Annotated in this window: 16 protein-coding genes; 4 read left to right on the forward strand and 12 right to left on the reverse strand. The window is 57.4% G+C overall.

Translation table 11 applies throughout. The annotated features are described in order from the left end of the window. Positions 1–141: 141 nt before the first annotated feature. The gene (locus tag Poly21_RS15875; RefSeq protein ID WP_302119145.1) at positions 142–1,836 is read left to right on the forward strand and encodes a DUF11 domain-containing protein; all 1,695 of its coding nucleotides are present in this window, start codon (positions 142–144) and stop codon (positions 1,834–1,836) included. A gap of 140 nt (positions 1,837–1,976) precedes the next feature. Here Poly21_RS15875 and Poly21_RS15880 read toward each other — a convergent pair whose 3' ends face one another. Beyond that, a complete protein-coding gene (locus tag Poly21_RS15880) occupies positions 1,977–3,059 on the reverse strand; it encodes a CheR family methyltransferase (protein WP_146407908.1) in 1,083 nt (360 codons plus the stop codon). 402 nt (positions 3,060–3,461) lie between these two features. On the opposite strand from Poly21_RS15880, the gene Poly21_RS15885 reads away from it, so the two are divergent. After that, positions 3,462–5,480: a redoxin domain-containing protein gene (locus tag Poly21_RS15885; protein WP_302119147.1), complete on the forward strand. Its 2,019-nt coding sequence runs from the start codon at positions 3,462–3,464 to the stop codon at positions 5,478–5,480. After that, on the forward strand, positions 5,480–7,864 hold the full coding sequence (locus tag Poly21_RS15890) for an efflux RND transporter permease subunit (protein ID WP_146407909.1): 2,385 nt from the start codon (positions 5,480–5,482) through the stop codon (positions 7,862–7,864). The genes Poly21_RS15885 and Poly21_RS15890 overlap by 1 nt, the downstream gene beginning before the upstream one ends. A 70-nt stretch (positions 7,865–7,934) precedes the next feature. Here the strand turns inward: Poly21_RS15890 and Poly21_RS15895 are convergent, their stop codons facing one another. From Poly21_RS15895 to hpt, 11 genes are all read right to left on the reverse strand, one after another. Beyond that, positions 7,935–9,173 carry a DUF1559 domain-containing protein gene (locus tag Poly21_RS15895; protein ID WP_146407910.1) on the reverse strand — a complete coding sequence of 413 codons (1,239 nt, stop codon included), beginning with the start codon at positions 9,171–9,173 and terminating at the stop codon, positions 7,935–7,937. Between the two features lie 622 nt (positions 9,174–9,795). Continuing rightward, positions 9,796–10,002, reverse strand: a complete 207-nt coding sequence (locus Poly21_RS15900; RefSeq protein ID WP_146407911.1) for a hypothetical protein — start codon at positions 10,000–10,002, stop codon at positions 9,796–9,798. A gap of 176 nt (positions 10,003–10,178) precedes the next feature. Next, positions 10,179–10,523, reverse strand: a complete 345-nt coding sequence (locus Poly21_RS15905) for a hypothetical protein (protein WP_146407912.1) — start codon at positions 10,521–10,523, stop codon at positions 10,179–10,181. Between the two features lie 136 nt (positions 10,524–10,659). After that, the gene (locus Poly21_RS15910; RefSeq protein ID WP_146407913.1) at positions 10,660–11,331 is read right to left on the reverse strand and encodes an SCO family protein; all 672 of its coding nucleotides are present in this window, start codon (positions 11,329–11,331) and stop codon (positions 10,660–10,662) included. Between the two features lie 41 nt (positions 11,332–11,372). Beyond that, entirely contained in the window at positions 11,373–12,236 is an 864-nt protein-coding gene (locus tag Poly21_RS15915; RefSeq protein WP_146407914.1) for an ABC transporter permease, read from the reverse strand. A 363-nt stretch (positions 12,237–12,599) separates the two neighbouring features. Beyond that, positions 12,600–13,232 carry a hypothetical protein gene (locus Poly21_RS15920; RefSeq protein ID WP_146407915.1) on the reverse strand — a complete coding sequence of 211 codons (633 nt, stop codon included), beginning with the start codon at positions 13,230–13,232 and terminating at the stop codon, positions 12,600–12,602. A gap of 7 nt (positions 13,233–13,239) precedes the next feature. After that, on the reverse strand, positions 13,240–14,814 hold the full coding sequence (locus Poly21_RS15925; protein WP_146407916.1) for a serine/threonine-protein kinase: 1,575 nt from the start codon (positions 14,812–14,814) through the stop codon (positions 13,240–13,242). Continuing rightward, the gene (locus tag Poly21_RS15930) at positions 14,811–15,440 is read right to left on the reverse strand and encodes an RNA polymerase sigma factor (RefSeq protein WP_302119155.1); all 630 of its coding nucleotides are present in this window, start codon (positions 15,438–15,440) and stop codon (positions 14,811–14,813) included. Before Poly21_RS15930 ends, Poly21_RS15925 begins: the two co-directional genes overlap by 4 nt. 103 nt (positions 15,441–15,543) lie before the next feature. Continuing rightward, positions 15,544–16,692, reverse strand: coding sequence for a glycosyltransferase family 4 protein (locus Poly21_RS15935; RefSeq protein WP_302119157.1), 1,149 nt, complete (start codon positions 16,690–16,692; stop codon positions 15,544–15,546). A 103-nt stretch (positions 16,693–16,795) separates the two neighbouring features. Continuing rightward, positions 16,796–18,082 (reverse strand): glycosyltransferase family protein, encoded by a 1,287-nt coding sequence (locus tag Poly21_RS15940; protein WP_302119159.1) that lies wholly within the window; start codon positions 18,080–18,082, stop codon positions 16,796–16,798. Then, positions 18,079–18,618, reverse strand: a complete 540-nt coding sequence (gene hpt / locus Poly21_RS15945; RefSeq protein WP_146407918.1) for a hypoxanthine phosphoribosyltransferase — start codon at positions 18,616–18,618, stop codon at positions 18,079–18,081. The genes Poly21_RS15940 and hpt overlap by 4 nt, the downstream gene beginning before the upstream one ends. 169 nt (positions 18,619–18,787) lie before the next feature. On the opposite strand from hpt, the gene Poly21_RS15950 reads away from it, so the two are divergent. Then, positions 18,788–19,156 carry a hypothetical protein gene (locus Poly21_RS15950; RefSeq protein WP_302119162.1) on the forward strand — a complete coding sequence of 123 codons (369 nt, stop codon included), beginning with the start codon at positions 18,788–18,790 and terminating at the stop codon, positions 19,154–19,156. Positions 19,157–19,191 lie beyond the last annotated feature (35 nt).

Here is a 19,191-nt window from a genome sequence, read left to right on the forward strand (position 1 = left end):
CCGACGCAAACCTGATACCGCTCCGATGACGGAACGTCGTTTGCGGCCCCCCACGTACAGCGTGTAGTCATCCTCGACTTTCACTTTTTGGTTCGATAGGACACTCATCTCCGAACCGGTACCTCCAACTACGGAAATACAATGACTAAGACAAACACATGGCGGTCCGCATCAGCGGTTCTTGCAATAGCGGCTGCATCCTGCCTGGCGGGCAACGGACACGCCGAGGAAACGATCCGCACGGGTGATGGGTTGCTATCGCTTACCGCGGACATGCCGGAAGAAGTTCGCGCAGGTGAGGAGTTCACGTACAGCGTGAAGGTTTCCAATACCTCCGACAACGTGACCCTGCACAACATCAAGTTAAAGCAGTTGAACGCGAAAGGCTTCACCGTTGACTCAACGTCGATTGCATCCAAGCAGTCTGAGTCAAACAGCGACAGCAAAAGCAAAGACGACAGCAAGAGCAAGAATAACGGCAAGAGCAACAGCAAGGGTAGAATGTCGATCGCCGCCCTGAAGCCAGGTGAGAGCAAGACAATCATCGTCAAGGCGTCTGCTGACGAAGAGGGCGAGCTACGAAGCTGTCTCGCAATCGTCAACTACACGCCAGCAATTTGTTTGACTAGTCGAGTCATCAAACCCGAACTCACGCTGACCAAGACTGCACCCAAGCAAGCCGATCGATGTGAGCTGATCAAGCTTGAATACACGGTCAAGAATGGCGGCAGCGGTGACGTCGGTGCGTTTGTCGTTACCGATACGCTCGGTAAGGGATTGGCCACAATCGAAGGCGACGATACCTTGAAGTTCGATGTCGATGGCCTCGCCGCGGGCGACTCGCGCAAGTTTGTCGCTCGAGTCTACGCCAGCAAGCCGGGTTCGTTCAGCAGCCGAGCGGTTGCAAATGTGAAGGACAGCGAGCTGAAGTCGCGTAGCAAAGAAACGACAACTGATGTCATCGCCGCAGACTTGAACGTAAAGGTACAAGGTCCGAATCGGTTATATGGTGAGAAGCTTGCCAAGTTCACCGCGCATGTAACCAACACCGGCAATACGGCCGCCAATGATGTTAGCGTCAACGTTTACTGGCCCGAAGCGTGCGATATGGTTGATTTCAGTAAACCAAGCATGCAGGCGTCCGAACAATCGTCAAGTAACGGCAACGAGCAGAAGCAAGGTGAGCCGACAATGGCCAAGAAAGATGGCAGTGCCAGTAGCAAGGCGTCTGCCAAGGAAAGCGACAAATCGGATATCGCCATGAGCGACAGGACCCTGTCGATTGGGCGCTTAGACGCTGGTCAAACCGCGGTCTTTGAATACGCCATTCGAACCAACGATGTCAAGACCCTGCCGACCAAGGTGGTTGCGCGTTATGTCTGCAGCGTCGATGCTGCAGAAGGCGAGGCGAACGCCAAAAGTGAAGCGGTTGCCACCGCGATGACGCGAGTGGAAATTGTACGTCTACCTGCCCTGCAATTGGTGGTGCTCGACGACCAAGATCCCGTTGCCAAGAACTCGAACGTCGTCTACACAATTCGCGTGTGGAACGAGGGCGACGCGGCAGACAGTGACGTTGCTGTGAAGGCCGAACTGCCCGAAGGACTTGAATTCGTCAGTGCCGAGGGCCCGAGCGAAAACAGTGTTGATGGTTCAACGATCACGTTCAAACCGATGAAGACAATGAAACCTGGTGCTCGTGCCGACTACAAAGTCACTGCGAAATGCACCGGTGATGGCGATGTGCGTTTCTCCGCAATGTTGACCAGCAAATCATTGAAGAAAGAAGTGACCGGCGAAGAACCGACTCGGCTGTTCGATCAAGCTGCAAAATAGAATGACAGCGTTGTTTTAACCTCTGTTGACGAGAGTGAAGCGGAGGTGAATACGACAACAGTCGAGAGGGCCTGGCGGATGAAATCTTCGTCAGGCCCTTTTCGTTTTAGGACCTCATCCGCTTTTGAAATGTGACCAGTCTACAAGCTGAAAGATCGCGAACCGTCCTCACCTGGCTTTCTTAACCAACGGCTCATGCTTCGAGTGTCGCAGGTTATCGAAATCGCGCGACTGTGTTGCACCGCCGACCGTTTGCGAGCGTCATGAATGACCGCACGCAGCTCCATCCGCAGTTCCTCGCGGATCAACTTGAATATATTTTGCGTGATTTCCCCACCAGGCACGCTGAGGAACCGGCCCGCCAACTCCGTCAGGTGCACTAACTTGTCATCGGGACTGACTAGCACACTCGGTGGACCGCAGCGTTCGATGATCGCTTGGTGCAGCGTGCGGTATTCCGGCAGTGACGCGACAATGGGAACGTCCTGTCCTCGAGTCCGCCGCGAGCGGCTGAGCGGAAACACCGGCAACCGTGGCTCGGGTGCGGGGACGTTCCGACGGCGATAGATCGAAAGTTTCTTTTCATCGACGTGAAACAAATCGCCAGAGTCGATCGTCTCTGAAGTGCCTAGCACCAGGACGCCATCAGGAAGCAGCGAGTAGTGAAACAGATCGATCACATCCCGCTGCACATCACGTTGTAAATAGATCATCACATTTCGACAAACGATCAAATCAAGTTTCGAGAATGGTGGATCTCCCAACAAATTGTGTGGTGCGAAAACGACCAATTCGCGGACCTCTTTGCGAATTCGGTAACCGCCGCTTTCGCGCTCAAAGAATCGCTTTAATCGCTCCGGGTTAACATCCGATTCGATATCGCCTGGATAGAATCCCTCTCGCGCCTTGGCAAGTGATTGCTCGTGCAGGTCCGAGGCAAATACTTGCAAATTTTGCGGCGAGTCCATCGCTGAAGTGGCTTCGATCAATAGCATTGCCAGCGAATAGGCCTCTTCACCGGTGGCGCAACCCACGCTCCATGCACGGATGTTGTCCCCCGCCGCTTTTCGCTTGAGCAGTTCGGGGAGGATCTGCCTCTCGAGCCGCTCGAATACCATCGCGTCACGAAAGAAGTTGGTGACCGTGATCAGCAGGTCCACCTGCCGAGACGCCAATCCCAACGACTGTCGGCCCATCGTGTTTCCTAGCGACCGGGCTGACATTGGCAGATTCTGGGTTAGCGAGTTGTGGTGGGTCAGGTTCGCCGTTCAATGCCCGATGCATTCTACTTGATACGGATGAAAGTTTTTGCTTGGAGTGTAGTGCATTGTCCACGCATGTGCAGGCGAGAAAATGGCATGACGCGCTATTCACGCATTCGTTGTTTGGAACGCGATCGCCGTTCGAAAGCACTATCGAAACGGAGGACAGTCGTGTCCGGTCCTGCGAGTTCGCTAGCAAAGTTAGTGTGAATGTGAATAGGTACGCGAGCGCGCCCGGACGAGACCACTGGGTTGCAGGGAGCAGAACCGGACCGCAGCGATTGACCCTCGGCCACAAAGCCGGGAGAATGTCGACCATCTGCTGCTCGATTCTGCTCACGTAAATGGACTGCCGACCGCGCTATGAATATCCACTCACGCCTCTCTTATTATGCTGGCGTTCTCGTGTTGCTGTGCTTGTTTAGCGTATCAGCAGTGCAGGCGGCGAAGCCGATTTCGCTGTTGCAATGGATGCTCCGCGATGGCGAGGGGCAGTCAATCATACTGCCACCGAGCGACTATACCGTGGTTTGCTTTCTTGGTACCGAGTGTCCGTTAGCACGTCTGTATGGTCCGCGACTGCAACGATTGGCCGACGCGTTCGGCGACAAAGGTGTGACGTTCTTAGGAGTCGATAGTAATGCGCAAGACTCTCCGGCTGAAATCACGGCTTACGCCCGTGAGCTGGGGATTACGTTTCCGATTGCGAAGGACGCCGATCAATCGGTGCTGGTCGAATTGGACGCTGAGCGGACTCCAGAAGTGTTCATCATCGACGCCGCTGGCCGGGTCCTCTATCAGGGTCGCATTGATGATCAATACAAACCCGGATTGGCGCGAGCGGAACCGACTCAGCATGACTTACGGGACGCAATCGAGGCGCTGCTCGCTGGCAATCCGGTCGCCCAAGCGGAGACACCGGGCGTCGGCTGTCTGATCACTCGGATCCCGCAGCAGCGTCCGGCGCATGCCGAGCAGGCGACCGTAACGTTCACTGCCGACGTGGCACCGATCCTGAACCAGCACTGCGTTGAATGCCACCGTGATAGTGAGATCGCTCCATTCGCGTTGACCGATTATGACGAGGTGGTGGGTTGGGGCCAAATGATGCTGGAGGTCATCGATCAGAAACGTATGCCGCCCTGGCACGCCGATCCCCGCATCGGCCATTTCGTCGGGGAGCGGCGGATGCCCGCGGATGCCCGTGACACGATCGCAGCTTGGATCGCTCAGGGCATGGTGGAAGGCGATCCGGGCGACCTGCCGCCGACGCCAAAATGGCACGGCGGTTGGCACCTTGCGAGCGATCCCGATATGGAGATTGCAATGCGAGACCGACCTTTTCGAGTCCCGTCCGATGATGTTGTCGATTACCAATATTACGTCGTCGATCCTGGCTGGAAGGAGGATCGGTGGATTCGAGCAGCTCAGGTTGTTCCGGGTGACGCCAGTGTCGTTCATCACGCGATCGTGTTTGTGCGGTCACCCGATGGCAGCGATTCGCGTGGCATTGGATGGCTCGGTGCCTACGTTCCTGGTCAGCGAACGGCGATGTTGCCGCCTGGCCACGCCCGCCGCATCCCTGCTGGGTCGAAATTGGTTTTCCAGATGCACTACACACCCAACGGCCGCCAGACCGAGGATATTTCTCGGGTCGGTGTATGGTTTGCGGATCCAGATGAAGTGACCCACGAGGTCTTCACGCGGGTTGCGATCGATCACGACTTTGAGATTCCGCCGCGAGTGGAAGACTACGAGGTCGGCATCTCCCTCGATGGGTTCGGTCCTGAGAGTCGACTACTCGGCGCGACCCCACACATGCACCTGCGTGGAAAGTCGTTCCAATTGAGGGCACGTCTTGCCAACGGCACCCAGGAAGATCTGCTGCATGTACCTCATTACGATTTCAATTGGCAGCACTACTATCAGTTCGCTGAGCCGCTGAAGCTCGATGCGATTGAGTCTTTGGACATGATCGTGACGTTCGACAACTCGACGGCCAACCCCGCCAATCCAGCACCGGACGACTACGTTACGTGGGGCGATCAAACGTGGGAAGAGATGGCCATCGCGTTCTTCGATGTCGCCCGCCCGCTCAAAGGGAGCCAGCCCGCCGTCGATAGGCAGGCCTCGTCGAGCTCCCAGGCCGAGAGAAGCAATACTGAGTCAGTCGAGAGTTCGGAGCAACGGTTGGTTGCTCAGCGTGCGATCGATCGTCGCACACAGACATTTTTGAATCAGATGGACCAAAATGGCGATGGTCAAGTGCAGCGGGAGGAGACCCCGTTGACCTTTCAAAGGTTCGGCTTTAAGCAAATGGACCGTAATCGCGACGGTGTTTTGGATCACGATGAAGTCGCTGCTGCGGCAGCGGAGCGGTAATGGCCGAGCCAAACACGGACAGCATTTCCAAGCCGGTTGGATTGGTCACGCGGATGTTTTATTGGTGGGCGGACCGGCCTCTCGCGCAAGCGTTCGTGCTGGTGTCCATGTCGACGATCGCAATGATTGGATACCTCCAACCATCGCTGATCTTGGACTGGGTCGCGTCGGCCGATTCAGCGGTGGAGGATCCGTCGCCACAAACAAAGCATCGGCGGGGGCTGCCAGGGCCGACCGGCCTGAAGGGAGCCGCAGCAAAGGTTGAGCCGTTTCAGGTCGCCGGTGGGGAATGTGTCTTGGTCGCACGCAGCGACGATTTCTTTACCGCCGCTGGACTCACGGCGATGCGCAGCGTCGCGAGCGAATTGTCTGCCCTGCCACAGGTTCGCAGCGTCCTGTGGCTGGACGATATTCCGGACTTCAATGTATTCGGCCTCTCGGGCACATTGCTGCCGAGTTCGCATGCTTCGGCGCGGCAATTGGAAGCGACCCGCGAACAAGTGTTGAGAAATCCGCTGGCGGTAGGCCAGTTGATTTCTCCGGACGGAAAAACGCTCCTGCTGCACCTGGAGCTCGATTGGTTCTTCGTCACCAACGATGATGCGGCAACCATTGAGATCCGCGAGCAAGCCGAGCGAGCGGTGCAACAGGTAGGTGGGGTTGATATTGATTTTCAACTGACCGGTCCCGTGCCGTTGCATTTAATGACAGTGGAAAACCACGTCGCCAATTCACGCCAGTATCAGTTGTATGGCTATGCCATCATGTTGCTGTCGGCGCTGTTCCTGTTTCGCGGGCTCGCTGCTGTCTTGCTCGTGGCGGTGGCCCCCGCGATGGGGGTGTTCTGGACAATGGGAATGCTGCATTTCTTTGATTTGCAAGACAACCCCTTCAACGACATCATCGTCCCCATTCTGATCAGCTTGGTGGGCCTGACCGATGCAGTGCATTTGATGGTTGAGATCCGCAGCCAACGGGCTGCCGGACGAAGTGTTCGAGATGCGACACGGCAAGGAATTGCTCGCGTCGGGCTAGCCTGTGTGCTGACGAGTCTGACTACGGCGATCGGTTTTATCTCGCTCACCTTCGCCCATCATGAGATCGTCCAGGACTTCGGCTGGTGCTGCGTGTTGGGCGTGGCAATGACGCTTGTCAGTGTGCTCACGGTGATTCCCCTAGGATGTCGCTCGCCTCTGGGCCGTCGGTTGCACGTTGGCCTGGGAAAAAGCATGATCGACGGGCAGTTAAAACGAATCGACCCGCTGGTGGGCTGGGTGCTGCGGCATGACCGCGTCGTGGCTGGGGCAGCCATCGTCGCGACAGCGGTTTTGGCACTGATTTCGCTGAACTTACAGCCCGACGAGAAGAGGTATAGCGGGCTGAGTGAATCCGCTGAGGCGGCCCAGGCTCTTCGACATCTCGATCAGTCCTTGGGCGGTCTTGAGTTCGGATTCGTTTCCGTGAACTGGAGTGAACAGGCAGATGAGGGCGATCTGCTGGTGGTGTTGCAGGAGGTCGATGATGCGTTGCGCCAGGAGTCGTTGATTGGTCATCCACTGGGGCTGCACCAATTGCTGGCGGCGTTGCCCGGCGATGGGGATGCAGCGGAGCGGATGACGCTCTTGGAGTTGCTACCGCAGTCACTCAAGCGAGCATTTTATCAACCGGAAGGTCGATCTGCGTGGGTGCAGTTTCGAGTTCAAGACCTAGGGATTGCAGCGTATGGAGAGGTGTTTCCTCGCATCGAGTCGCGTTTGAACGAGGTCATGGGCGAATATCCTGGCTACTCGCTCGCGCTCGAAGGCGACGCGCCGTGGCGGTGGCGAAATGTTTATCGAATCGTGACTGATTTAGCGACCAGTTTGGGAACGGCGTCCATCGTCATTTGGCTGGTGCTGACGGTAGTGTATCGTTCGATTCGAATCGGATTGATCTCGATCGTTCCAAACCTCTTTCCGTTGGCGGCAACCGGCACACTGCTGGTGCTCAGCGGACAGCATTTGGAATTGGTGACGGTGTGCGTGTTCACGATTTGCATTGGGATCGCGGTCGACGACACAATTCACTTTTTGACTCGCTACCAAGAGGAACAGCAACTCGGTGGCGATCATGAGGACGTGATCCGGCGTGCCTTTACTGGGGTGGGGTCAGCACTTTTGATGACCACGATCGTGTTGGTGGCCGGGATGCTGACGGCGGTAGTGGCGGATGCTCGCGACGCGCGGCTATTCGGAATCATGGGCTGCCTAACGCTCACGACGGCTCTGTTCGCCGATGTGGTGCTCCTGCCGGCACTGCTGAGCCGTTTTAGTAGGCCCCGTTCCTCGCGAAAATCATCGAGATGCAACGCAAAACCCGGCAATATCAGTCCACTCGATTCATGATTAACCGCAGAGAGCATTCGCCGCAGGTGGCCGGTGAGAACCGGCCTTACTTGGTTCTGAGTGGTGGGGACTAGAACTCGCTCACCGTTTCCCGGCTCGCCCGGGTGCCCAACGCGCCCCATAACCCGTAGGGACTGGGTGATCCCGGTGCTCGATCACCTGTGCCATTGTACCAAATGTTGCCGGCTTGTTGGTTCCCCGACTCGATCGAATCGGTAATGAACCTCACGGCTCCATCACCCATGAGGATATGAGCCCCGCCTTGATGGCGGCTGCTGGGGCTGTAGCTACCAGGTTGCCACGTGCTGCCACCGGTACTGCAAATCGGCGAGTTCGGGGGTGTGATTGTGGTGATCGTGGTGAAGACGGGGAACCCGCAGGCCCATTTCATGCCGCGTTGGATTTCGGCCGCACCCGCGAAGTTGCTTGAATTGCCTTTCCAGAAACTGGGACGAGTGGGGTCGATATCCGCCGCCGTGGTGCACAGGGAAGGGTTGTTGATGATCGTCGCGGAAAACGAAGCATCATCGATCGCTTGCGTGGTGACGCTGCGGTCACCGAGATCCGTATTGAACTCGCCTGCGGCGATCGTATTGGCTAATCCGTCGAGTACGTCACGAAATCCCATCGCCACGCGCGAGCGGAACATGCCACGGTTTGCCTTGACCGCTCGTGGATATTCGGTTGGGTTCGCTTGACCGGTTTCGTTAACACCACCGGTGTTTTGTTGGCCCAACGCATCGCCAATGCAGACGCCATAATTCGTCCGGCCTTGGGCTGGCAGGCCGGTGCCTGGGTCGCTCGGGCAGCGATAACTGGCAACCGTCGTCATCCAGGGATCGTAGCGCGCGGTTTGATGGGCGCTCAAACCCATTTCTGGGTTCGGTCCCATGGAACTGTAAAACTGCACGGGCGTCGCAGGGTCGAGCACCTGAAAGGGATTGCTGATTTGCTGCCACAGAGCTTGTTGTTCGATGAATGGTAACAGCGGCACCAGGGCGCTCAAATTGTTTCGATTGTTTCCGCCGTACGGGCCGCCCGGGGAACCTGCTGTCTGGATCGCTTGGGCGATGGTGCCGTAGACCCGCGAGGTGCCTCCTCGACTGGTCGGGAGCTTGTCGAACGAGGCATGATAATTATGCATGCCAAGCCCGATTTGCTTGAAGTTGTTGCTGCAGCTCATTCGTCGCGCCGCTTCGCGCGCGGCTTGGACGGCGGGGAGCAGTAGTCCCACCAATACGCCAATAATGGCAATCACTACCAGCAATTCCACCAGCGTGAATGCGTGTTTGGGTTTCTGGAATCTCATTGCTTCTGTAACTCTCTAAAAAGGGAAAATAATCACCTGCTATGGTGTGTGTTGTGTTGCTGTGCCAACGGCAAGGCAGCCGACGTGCGGCGGCCATCGTTTCAACCGCCCGCTACTGGGAATCATCTGACGAGTCATGGTTAGCGGCATCTCCCAGCGAAAAAGACGGGGAAGTAGCGGCAGAAGTTAGCGGACGGTTTATGGAGTGAACCGACACGCGTCAGCGGCGGGGCTGTGATGCTACTTGACGGCTCTCAGCTGACCTTGGCGACACCCAAGTCGATAAACTCAACAGCCCGCGAAGACTTTCGTTGTGTTTTCCGAACGATCTGAAACTCCTGACGAGTTTCACTCTCTCCTCCATTTCAACGTTCACCAACTCGGCTTATCGATAACTCGCCGCATCCACTGATGAGGTTATCCAGTGACATCTTGGGGGACGGAGGAGTAAGGACTTCTGCGAGGGAGGCTCCGCGAACGAAACTCAGACGCTGAGCACTCAGACGCTGAGCGGGTACCGAATGGCCATGAAATCGCCTAGTGGGTTTCGTCAGCATCCTTGAGGCAATGGCATTTGTGCAAATTCCAATACCTACGTGGATAAAGATCGCCCGCCGAATCCTTAACCGTTTCCAGCAGCAAATTCGTCGGCATCACTGCTCGGTGAATCCTCGGGGCTTGCCAGCTGGTCTGGGTTCTCGTTGATAAACGATTCGATCTCGCTCGTACTCGAATTGACTTGATTGCCACCCTCGCCACATCCGGTAATCGCCAGCCCCATCAGGGAGAGCGAGAGCGGCATAGTCAGGAGACGAATTTTTTTGACCATTTTGAATCGCCCATCGCCGGACGCCTTGGTGATTTGCGGAAATTGGTGATTTGCGGAAAACCGACCCACCATAGTAGACAATGCCGAAATTGTCTACGACTTTTTATGCAAGTCTATTTACTTTTCTTGGTGATGTGAGGGCGGGTTGCGGGCGGGACAACGCTGTTTCCCGAGAATCACCCGAGCGTGCGAGGCGGCAGCGCTTCACCGGAGTCTTCACGGGGGACGCTGTCGTCAAAGCGTGAGACTTGGTCGTAGAGCCGCTGGACCTTGGCGACGACACCATCGATGGCTGCGCCCCGGTGAATCGCCGGTTCAGGGCAATGCGTGCGGACGCGATTCTTGAGGACTGTCGATAGCGGGGGCCCGTTTTTGGAATGTTGCTTCCAGCCATTTGTTGCCAAATTCTTCGCCAGGCTTTCCGCTTGTTCATCGTTGAATTCCCCATCGTCCTGCAGCGCATCGCAGCACAGATCGGTCAATCTGCTCAAGGTCGCTTCAATTTCGGGAGTGGTTTGCATGGTTCTGTGCTCGGCCGTGAGTAAATGAAAAAGACGAGCAAATGGCAGTGCACGTTTTGTGCCAAGGCCGTGGAACCTAGCGTGGTCCGTTTTCTCAGGGCAGGAGATTGAGCACGGGCGAGACAATCGCATCCTTCTACGACTGAGTGATCAACTCGTCGATGCGTTCTTTCAGCTTGTTGAGCTGTTTCTTCTCGGGCCAGTTATAAAAGCCCTCGATCTTGCCGTCAGCGTCGACGAGTACAAACCGTTCAGTGTGGAACTGTTTGTTGACGGCTTGGTGGAAAATTTCGCCCCCGATGCGGCGAATGTAATTTAGGTCGCCAGTTAGAAAGAGCCATTGATCCGGGTCGGCACCGAACCGAGAGGAGTACTCCTGCAAGACTTCCGGCGTGTCTGTCTCGGGATCGACCGAGATCGCGACAAACTTGACGTTACGATCCTTGAATTCCTGTTGCAGTTCTTGAATCTTCTGGTTCTGTTGGACGCAGATGCTCGGACAGGTGCTGAAGAAGAAGCTGACGACGTAGGGGGCGCCTTTGAGGTCCTCGCTCGAAACCTTTTCCCCGCTGCGTTCAATCAGTTCGAATCGGCTGAGCCATTCCTCGTCTTCGGGCGGCTTGGTCGGCGTGTCATTCTCGATATCGGCGGCCGTCAGCGACAAATTGTCCGCGGCGGCGTGCTCGTTGGTATAGACGACCTCGCCGGGAAGCGGGCCAGTGTGACGCGGGGTTCGCATTTCACGAACAATGATCCCCAGGGCAAAACCGGCGGCCAGGATCAGGGCGACGTTGATGGTGGTTTTCATGATGTTGTGCAGGTGGATATCGGTAGCATTGGAAGCGGGATTCAGACCATTGTGTCGGCGCGGCGACTGCCTCGCATCAACATCCAAGCAATGGCGACGGTGATTGCTGTTGCTACGAGCGTAACGGTCCAACAGGTCAGTGAACTGGGCGCAAAACCGGCGTTCGAAAGATCAAGAGTAGGGTTGATCAGCCGCCGCAACTCGAGCATCGCATAGCTCAGCGGATTGGCTTGCATGATCCCCGCCAGCGCCCAGCCGCCCCAGCCCGCCTCACCAGTCGGCCCGTGGACGCTCCACGCTGGGATTGGGAAGAACGTGCCAGCCAACAGCCACATGGGCATCAAGCCGAGCATCATGATCGCGTGAAATCCCTGCGTGCTCTCCATCGGCCAGGCGACAATCATGCCGAGAGCGCACATGGCAATGGCGATGATCGCCAGCAACAGCATCACCAGCGGCAGCGAGGCCGTGACCGTCGGGAGTGAGGACGAATGAGTCACCCCTGAGACGATGTACACCAATGTGAGGAACAGGAGGGCTTGGACCCACGCGATCGCACCGCCACCAAGGACTTTGCCGATCAGCACAGGAAAACGCCCCACCGGCGACACCAGCACGGACTGCATGAATCCTTCGCGACGATCCTCAATGACCGAGATCGTGGCAAAGATCGCTGTAAACAGCACGATCAGGGCCACCGTACCAGGCAGGAAGAACTGCAGGAAGTTTTCGCCGCCCGCAGAAGCAAACGATCCGCTCAGTCCCGTGCCAAAGAGCAGCCAGAAGAGCAATGGCTGCAGCACGGCGGCAGTCACGCGATTACGCTGCCGAAAGAATCGAGTCCATTCACGCCGCGCCAGCATCCAAGCGGCATTCAGGCGAGAGGGTAGTGTGAGTTCGTTCATAATGACTAAGTCAGCCTGTACGTAGCTTGGGACCATTGTCCCGAGCGAGCGAATCGATCCCCAACGGGACTATTCCCCCATCGCAAGACCGTGCGGGTCATCCGCAGCAGCGATCGACTCTAATCAATCGGGGACAGTTTCGGTAGGGCCGCCACGCGGGTCGGCTGTCGTGCCCGTCCGGACTTTCGCTCCCCTGCCAGCTTGCCTGGCAAGATGCAATGTTTTGCGATTAGATCTTGTTTCCAGGCTCCGCCTCTCGGTTTTCGCACTCGCGGGCGGAGACTGCCGGGCAGTGCGTTGCGAGGCAGAGCCTGGAAACGAGTAATGGCCGCTTCCAACCACCGCTTCACGGCTTAGCATGGATCAGTTGCCCATCATTCCCATTCCCATGTCCATTTCACCACCGTAGCCATTGTTGCCCGAAGATTGGAGGCTATTGAGATCCAGCAACCCTTCGGCCGCCAGGATTACCGATTGCATCTGCAATTTGACGACGCGGTCCTTAGCGGCAGCACGTTTTCGCAAATCCTCCTCAAGCCGGGTGAGTTTCTCCTGCAGTCGATTGAGGTCTTTGGTACGGCGGGCGATCATTGCATCATACTGCTCTTGCAATGCTGCCTGGGTGTATTTGAGCAAAGCGGCTTTCTCGTCGGCATTCTCGGCGTCGCTGATTTGCGAGATGGCGGTGCGTAATCGATAGCGAAACAACTGTTCGTTGGAGAATGCCGGCTCGCTGCCACCACTCATGTCACCATAACCCATCGAACCCATTCCCATGTCCCCATAACCGTCACCCATCATGCTACCGTCCATCCCCATCATGCTGCCCATCCCACCTCCCGATGGAACGTTCAGCTCAAAAGGATTGGCGACATTCGTTGCGGGAGCAGACGCTGGTGCGCCCGCAGCATCCTTCGATAGTCGGGGCTCATCCTGGGCGATCGCGTGCGGCACGAGCAAGAGGCATGCGGAGGTGGCGAGTATTGAAATCTTCATCTGAGAACTACCTGGAGTTAGAGGGGTTTCGAACAAGCGAATACGGTCCGGATTTCATGAGCCGCTCAATCTCTTTGTCCGTTGCCGAGACATCACGATCCCAGTTTTTCTCCGTTGTGAATGGGTCTCGGAGCAGTGCGTTGGCTCCTGTCAATGCGACTGGTTGAGCCGCCTTCGCGATCCGCTGCTCCAAGTCTCGGTATCTTCGATCAAGTCTTGGGTCGTCAAGCGATGACGCGATTCGGTCGGCTGCACGTGTGAATTTTCGACCGGGGTCGTACTGCGCTGGGTTCACGAGAGACGCTGCTGCGGGCGCTCGGGAGCCGACGCTGGATGGGTAGCGAGGCTGGGTATCGTAGTTCAAGTAGCGAATGGCCAGTTGGCTCACGCCCCAGGTCGAAACCACCAACAGGGCAGTGAGCGCGCCCACCACGAGTCGGCGCTGCCGAGCCGTGGCGTCTTGCCAGCGGGAGCGAGTCCACGAGTGTCGTGGGCCGCGTTGTTGTTCGGTTTGCGAGTTCGCTATTTCGTGAATCACGGCTGGGCAATCCTGGGGACGGTGATCGATAGATCGCTGTAAAAGTGAATGCACCAAGCGAACGAAATGGGGTGGTAGATCGTCTCGCAATTGTGCGAGTGACAGCGGATCTTCAGTCACAATCTTGTGCAGGACCGCGAGTGTATTGTCGGCGTCAAAGGGGGGGCGGCCCGCACACAGGAAGTACAGCACACAGCCGAGACTAAATAGATCGCTGCGATGATCGATCGGCTGGCCGCGTGCCTGCTCGGGGCTCATGTAGTGCGGGGTTCCCGCGATCACGCCTGTTTGGGTGAGGGTGACTGAATCAGCAGCCCGCGCCAGTCCAAAGTCTGTGATCCAGATGCGCTCAATATTCTCGCCGACGAGCACGTTACCTGGTTTGATATCCCGGTGCACGAGCCCGCGGCGATGGGCTGCGGCTAGCCCCTCAGCCAACTGACCAGCGACACGCAAAATCGTGCCGACGCTGAGCGGCCCATGCGTTCGTACCCAGCGCTGGAGTGTCATCCCGGGCACGTACCGCATCACCAGATACGGCAGCTTGGCGTTGGCATCGACGTTGTAAATCGGGATGACGTTTTCATGTGCGACACTGGCGGCCGCCTCAGCTTCACGAGCAAATCGCTGGCGAGCCGTCGGGGACATCGCCCAGTGGGGTGCCAGAACCTTCACCGCCACGGCTCGCTGCAGGTCACTGTCGTAGGCGCGGAAGACGACGCCCATGCCACCGTGTCCCAGCAAGCTTTCGACCTCATACCGACCGATACGCCCTAGCATCTCGGGGTGTGTAGCGGGCTCGAGGAAACTCAGGTCAATGGTTGATTGCGGCCATAGCGAATCCTCTCGGTCATCCGTTTCCGGATCGGAGTGGGAGAGGCACGTTTGTGCCTCGATCCACATCGCAGCCTCTCCACCGAGTCTCGCTAGCTCACGTCGGCAGCTGTCGCACTGTTCCAAGTGCTCAGCGACCGAGTTAATTTCCTCACCCGGTTCGCGGCTTTGCCGGACGAGCGTGGCAAGGATTTCTGGATTGCAGTTCATAGGTCCCCCGCCGCCTCCATGTCGGTGTCCGGGGAGGCCTGCCACTGGTCGACGAGTGTTCGCAGTCGAGCCATCACGCGGCTGCGAGCCACGTATACCATGCCTTCGCGCAAGTGCAGATCGCTGGCGACGTCGGCAACAGGTTCCCCCAGCACACTGGTGCGATGAAACGCTTGCCATGTCGAGCGATGAACTTGCTGCTGGACTTTCGCCGCCGCCCATCGGAAGATCTGTTGTTTTTGGTTCCAGTCCCAAATGCTGGCATCGGAGGCGGGGCTCGCGACTTGATCGAGCCAATCCTGGACGCTGGAATCGCCCGATGCGGTTTCTTGGCGGCGAGCGCGGCCGAGATGATCAGCCAGTTTATTCCGTGTGATCGCCGCTAGCCAACCACGAAACGCGCCAGTGTGCTGGTCACGGTCGAAAGTTGGAATTGCTTTGGCGACCGCCAGCAGCGTTTCTTGGACGACCTCCAACGCGTCGGCTTGCTGCAATCCCCACCGAGTGGCCAGTCGAATCAGCAGCGGTTCGTAGATTTGCAGGAATTCCGACCAAGCCAAATCGTCAGCCGGATCGCCCAATCGCAAAATCAGGCTCGCTCGTGTTTCCGGATTGATGGTCAACAAAGTATCAGCCTCCCGTGGTTAGAAGTTAAATCTTACCAGGGGCGAGAACCTTGCACGAAAAATGCCAGAAAGCAGAGAATCTACGATCTCGCGATGACCTGACTCAGGAAGCAGCAAGTCGTTGATACAAGGCCAGGTGAGCGCCCACCATCGCCTCGACCGTGAATTCGTTCGCAATGCGTGTGTGGGCCGCGGTGGCGAGTTGTGCAGCCCACTGAGGATTGTTAAAGAACTCATGGGTGTATTCAGCAAGTTTGCCTGTGTCGCCGAGTTCAAACAAACAGCCCGTTTCCCCATCGATCACCAAGTCGCGGTTGCCGGCGATATTTGACGCCACGACGGGCACACCTGCCTGCATCGCTTCGATGACCGCGTTGCTCTGCCCCTCGTACTCGCTCGCGATCCAAAACGCATTGGCATGCGGGAGAATCGCGGCAACGTCATCCCGATTGCCCGCGAATCGAACATGGTCCACCTGTGAAATCGCATCGCGATGTCGCAGCATCTCGTCGCGTTGCGGCCCGTCGCCAATGATGACCAGCGTGGTGTCCGCGCGAAGTGTCCCCAGCAGTTCGGCCGCCCAGATCAAATCGCGAATTCGCTTTTGTGGCCACAATCGCCCGACGGCAAGAATCAATTTTCGATCTTCGGCGACCCCCAACCGCGCAAACGCCGTGCCGCGATCAATCCCTGTCGCGAGCTCGCTCGCGGCCGCAGGTTCGATCCCGTTGGGAATGACGACGAATTTATCAGGCGAAAAGCCGTGATCGACGTAAAAATCACGGACGCCTTCGCTGTTAGTAGTGATGGCGTCGGTCCATTTCTGTAGGCCGCGATCGATGGCCAAGTGCCAGCCTTGTTTCCAGGGATCGACGCAGCGCTCGCTTGCGATGATAACTGGCACACCGGCACGTTTGGCGGCAACTCGACCGAAACTGTTGGCGGCGAACAACCATGTATGCACCACGTCTGGCTGCCACCTACCGAACCATTTTGTGAGCCGGATCAGTGCGGTCGGGTCGACCTTGAATTTTTTGCCAATCAGCACCACATCAATGCCCGCCTGACGCAGTGATTCACTGCGAGGCCCATCGCGGGTCAGTAGTACGACGCGGACATCGTGCCCCGCTTGCGCCAATCCGATCGCGAGCAGAACGACTTGTTTTTCCGCCCCGCCCCGGTCCATCGTCGGGATAACCAATGCAATCTTCAGCGGACGAGCGGCAGCGATGGATGTATCGGAGACAGGCAATGAATTGTTTCGAGCGGCGGAACGATCGGAGAAAATGTCACTCGGCTGACCGAGGCGATGCTATCAGGGGTTTACTCTTGGCTCGGAGAGCTGAGCGACGATTTTAAGTCGGTTTGTTGGCAGCTGTCGACGACAGTATCGACGCCCACTGATTGAGTTCCTCGCTGGCGCTGAAGCGGCGAGCCGCGTCCAACGCAACTTCCCAAGCGAGATCATTTGCAGCGGGCAGGCGATCCCACAAATTGCGAAATGATTTACGAAGTGACGAAGGCTTCTGGGGGTCGTACCAGGTGGTGGAGTCGACAATCTCCGGACTGAATTTGTCGGTCATCCACGCACGGATCGGGGCATGGTCGGCGACCACCGTGGGCAGTGCGTGGGCAATCGCTCTGGGGAGAGTGTAGCGGAGTTGATCCACATCCGTCACGACGACGCTTTGGACGGCATTCCAGACGTCGGTCATGTCTGCAAAGGTGCCTGGGATCGCGACCTCCGCGCGGACTCCTTCCGCTTTGAGTTCTCGATGGACCCAATCGTGGAGCGGACCGTCACCGAGCATCCAAATTTTGAGATGCGGGTAGCGGGCACACATTAATCTAGCATTGCCGACGACGATACCTGCGCCACCGTCGTAGTTCGAACGCCCCGTCATGCTTCCGCACCACAGCAATACATGGTCGTCTTGGCTGGTCTTGAGATCGCGGTTGATGCCCGCCAATGCCCGACGCGCGGCCAGCCGATCCTGCAATGTGATACGCGTGGGGCGAGCGAATCCGGGCGTTAGCCGCCGAATTCGATCCGGTGCAACGCCACTAGCAACTAGAAAACGATCGAGTGCGGAGTGCCGGGTGATGACTTGGTCGAGATCCGCAATCGCTTGCAAGCAGCGTTTGCCGCCGCGCGATTGCCGGCAGGTCATGTCGTCCCCGTCGCTGCCCCAACCGTCGCATAGTACGATGCCACGTGTGGCCGAGCGAGGGCCGCGAGTGGGGTCGTTGCGAGAGTGTTCGATCGCGGTGGCCACGCTACGTACGTCATCATCGATTCCGTCGCAGACGATCCAGTCAAAACGAGAGGTTTGCTCCGCCAGCCAGTTTCCGAGAAATCGTACGTAGCGTTGCGTGGACCAGTCGCCTTTGGGAGCGGCGAGGATCCGGTGCACCCGGATGTGCCCCAGTCGGAACTCATGCGACCAATGCGCGCCGTATCGAGGGGTCACCACTTCAACATGCATACCCATCGCTGCCAACGCTTGGGTCAGCGCTACCGCAGTGGCTGCCTGGGGGTGTTGACCGGCTGATTGAGGCCAGTATCGCCTGGTCACCCACAGGACGCGAACTCTCCCCGAGGCCGACAACTGTGGCTGGGGTTGCAGGATCGGGAAACTCATCCGAACTCGGCCGCAGTCGCCGCGATCTCATCGGGCTCAAGCACGGCGATATACGGCAGATTACGGTACATGTCCAGGTAATCCAGCCCATAGCCAACGACAAATTCATCCGGAATCTCAAAGGCGATGAAGTCGGGGCGTCGACTGTGCTGATCTGCTCGAGATTTTCGCAACAGGACAGCCGTGGCAACACTGGCGGCATCCATCGACAGTAGTTCTTTCCGCAATTTGGCAATCGTTGCACCCGTGTCGAAGATATCGTCCACCAGCAGCACATCACGGTTTTTGACATCGATTAGCATTTTTGCGTCAATCACCAATTCACCGGCCTGGGTACCGCCGCGATAGCTCGATGCTTGAATCACGCCAACCCGCTGGGGCATGGACAACCTCCGGATCAAATCGGCAAACAGCACGACTGATCCGGTCAACACCGCTACCACGGTAATCGGGCGACCCTGGTAGTGCGTGTCGATTTCATGAGCGAGCTGGGAAACGCCAGCGGAAAGCTGCGTCTCAGTGATTAGCGTACGCACGGGGCATGGCTCAAAATAGGCAAGTTACAAGCTCGAGAGGTTTTGGGTCGAGGTTGTCGTTGAAAACGGTGTGGCCGATCCGCAGGGGCCGCGCTGGCCGATACATCCTGATAGCCAGCGCCAATCGGCGACAGCATTTTGCCGCATTTTATCAAGGTCGACCAGCCGCATGACTCCGTCGCAAAAGCTCACCCGCGCCCGCAACTGTGTCCATGCCTACTGCCAGGATCATTTTCCCAACGAGACCATCGAACTACGCGATTCGGTTTTTATCAGCGAAGAATTCTACCGCGGGCGGCGATTCCGCTGTGACCAACTCACGGCGATCTGGTTCGCCGAAGAAGATCAGCTCAAGATTCACTCGCCCGATGGAGCATGCATCGCCAGCTGGGGTGCCGCCGAAATGGCTGAGCAAATCGAAAGATTCAAAAAACCCGATCCGATCGAGGACGTCGACTCAGAACGACCGAGCACCTTACCGATGATCGCGCCAGTCGCCCAGCCGCAAACTCAGGCCGAAGTCCGGCGTGCGGCCTAGCCTAAGCGAGTCGAGGGCAAAGACGAGAGAGCCGT

Source organism: Allorhodopirellula heiligendammensis (assembly GCF_007860105.1).
GTDB lineage: Bacteria > Planctomycetota > Planctomycetia > Pirellulales > Pirellulaceae > Rhodopirellula > Rhodopirellula heiligendammensis.

Bases quoted from the DNA above. Each gene is read 5' to 3' on its own strand.
- Poly21_RS15875 (WP_302119145.1), top strand. From the start codon at position 142: ATGACTAAGACAAACACATGGCGGTCCGCATCAGCGGTTCTTGCAATA.
- Poly21_RS15880 (WP_146407908.1), bottom strand. From the start codon at position 3,059: ATGTCAGCCCGGTCGCTAGGAAACACGATGGGCCGACAGTCGTTGGGA.
- Poly21_RS15885 (WP_302119147.1), top strand. From the start codon at position 3,462: ATGAATATCCACTCACGCCTCTCTTATTATGCTGGCGTTCTCGTGTTG.
- Poly21_RS15890 (WP_146407909.1), top strand. From the start codon at position 5,480: ATGGCCGAGCCAAACACGGACAGCATTTCCAAGCCGGTTGGATTGGTC.
- Poly21_RS15895 (WP_146407910.1), bottom strand. From the start codon at position 9,173: ATGAGATTCCAGAAACCCAAACACGCATTCACGCTGGTGGAATTGCTG.
- Poly21_RS15900 (WP_146407911.1), bottom strand. From the start codon at position 10,002: ATGGTCAAAAAAATTCGTCTCCTGACTATGCCGCTCTCGCTCTCCCTG.
- Poly21_RS15905 (WP_146407912.1), bottom strand. From the start codon at position 10,523: ATGCAAACCACTCCCGAAATTGAAGCGACCTTGAGCAGATTGACCGAT.
- Poly21_RS15910 (WP_146407913.1), bottom strand. From the start codon at position 11,331: ATGAAAACCACCATCAACGTCGCCCTGATCCTGGCCGCCGGTTTTGCC.
- Poly21_RS15915 (WP_146407914.1), bottom strand. From the start codon at position 12,236: ATGAACGAACTCACACTACCCTCTCGCCTGAATGCCGCTTGGATGCTG.
- Poly21_RS15920 (WP_146407915.1), bottom strand. From the start codon at position 13,232: ATGAAGATTTCAATACTCGCCACCTCCGCATGCCTCTTGCTCGTGCCG.
- Poly21_RS15925 (WP_146407916.1), bottom strand. From the start codon at position 14,814: ATGAACTGCAATCCAGAAATCCTTGCCACGCTCGTCCGGCAAAGCCGC.
- Poly21_RS15940 (WP_302119159.1), bottom strand. From the start codon at position 18,082: ATGAGTTTCCCGATCCTGCAACCCCAGCCACAGTTGTCGGCCTCGGGG.
- Poly21_RS15950 (WP_302119162.1), top strand. From the start codon at position 18,788: ATGACTCCGTCGCAAAAGCTCACCCGCGCCCGCAACTGTGTCCATGCC.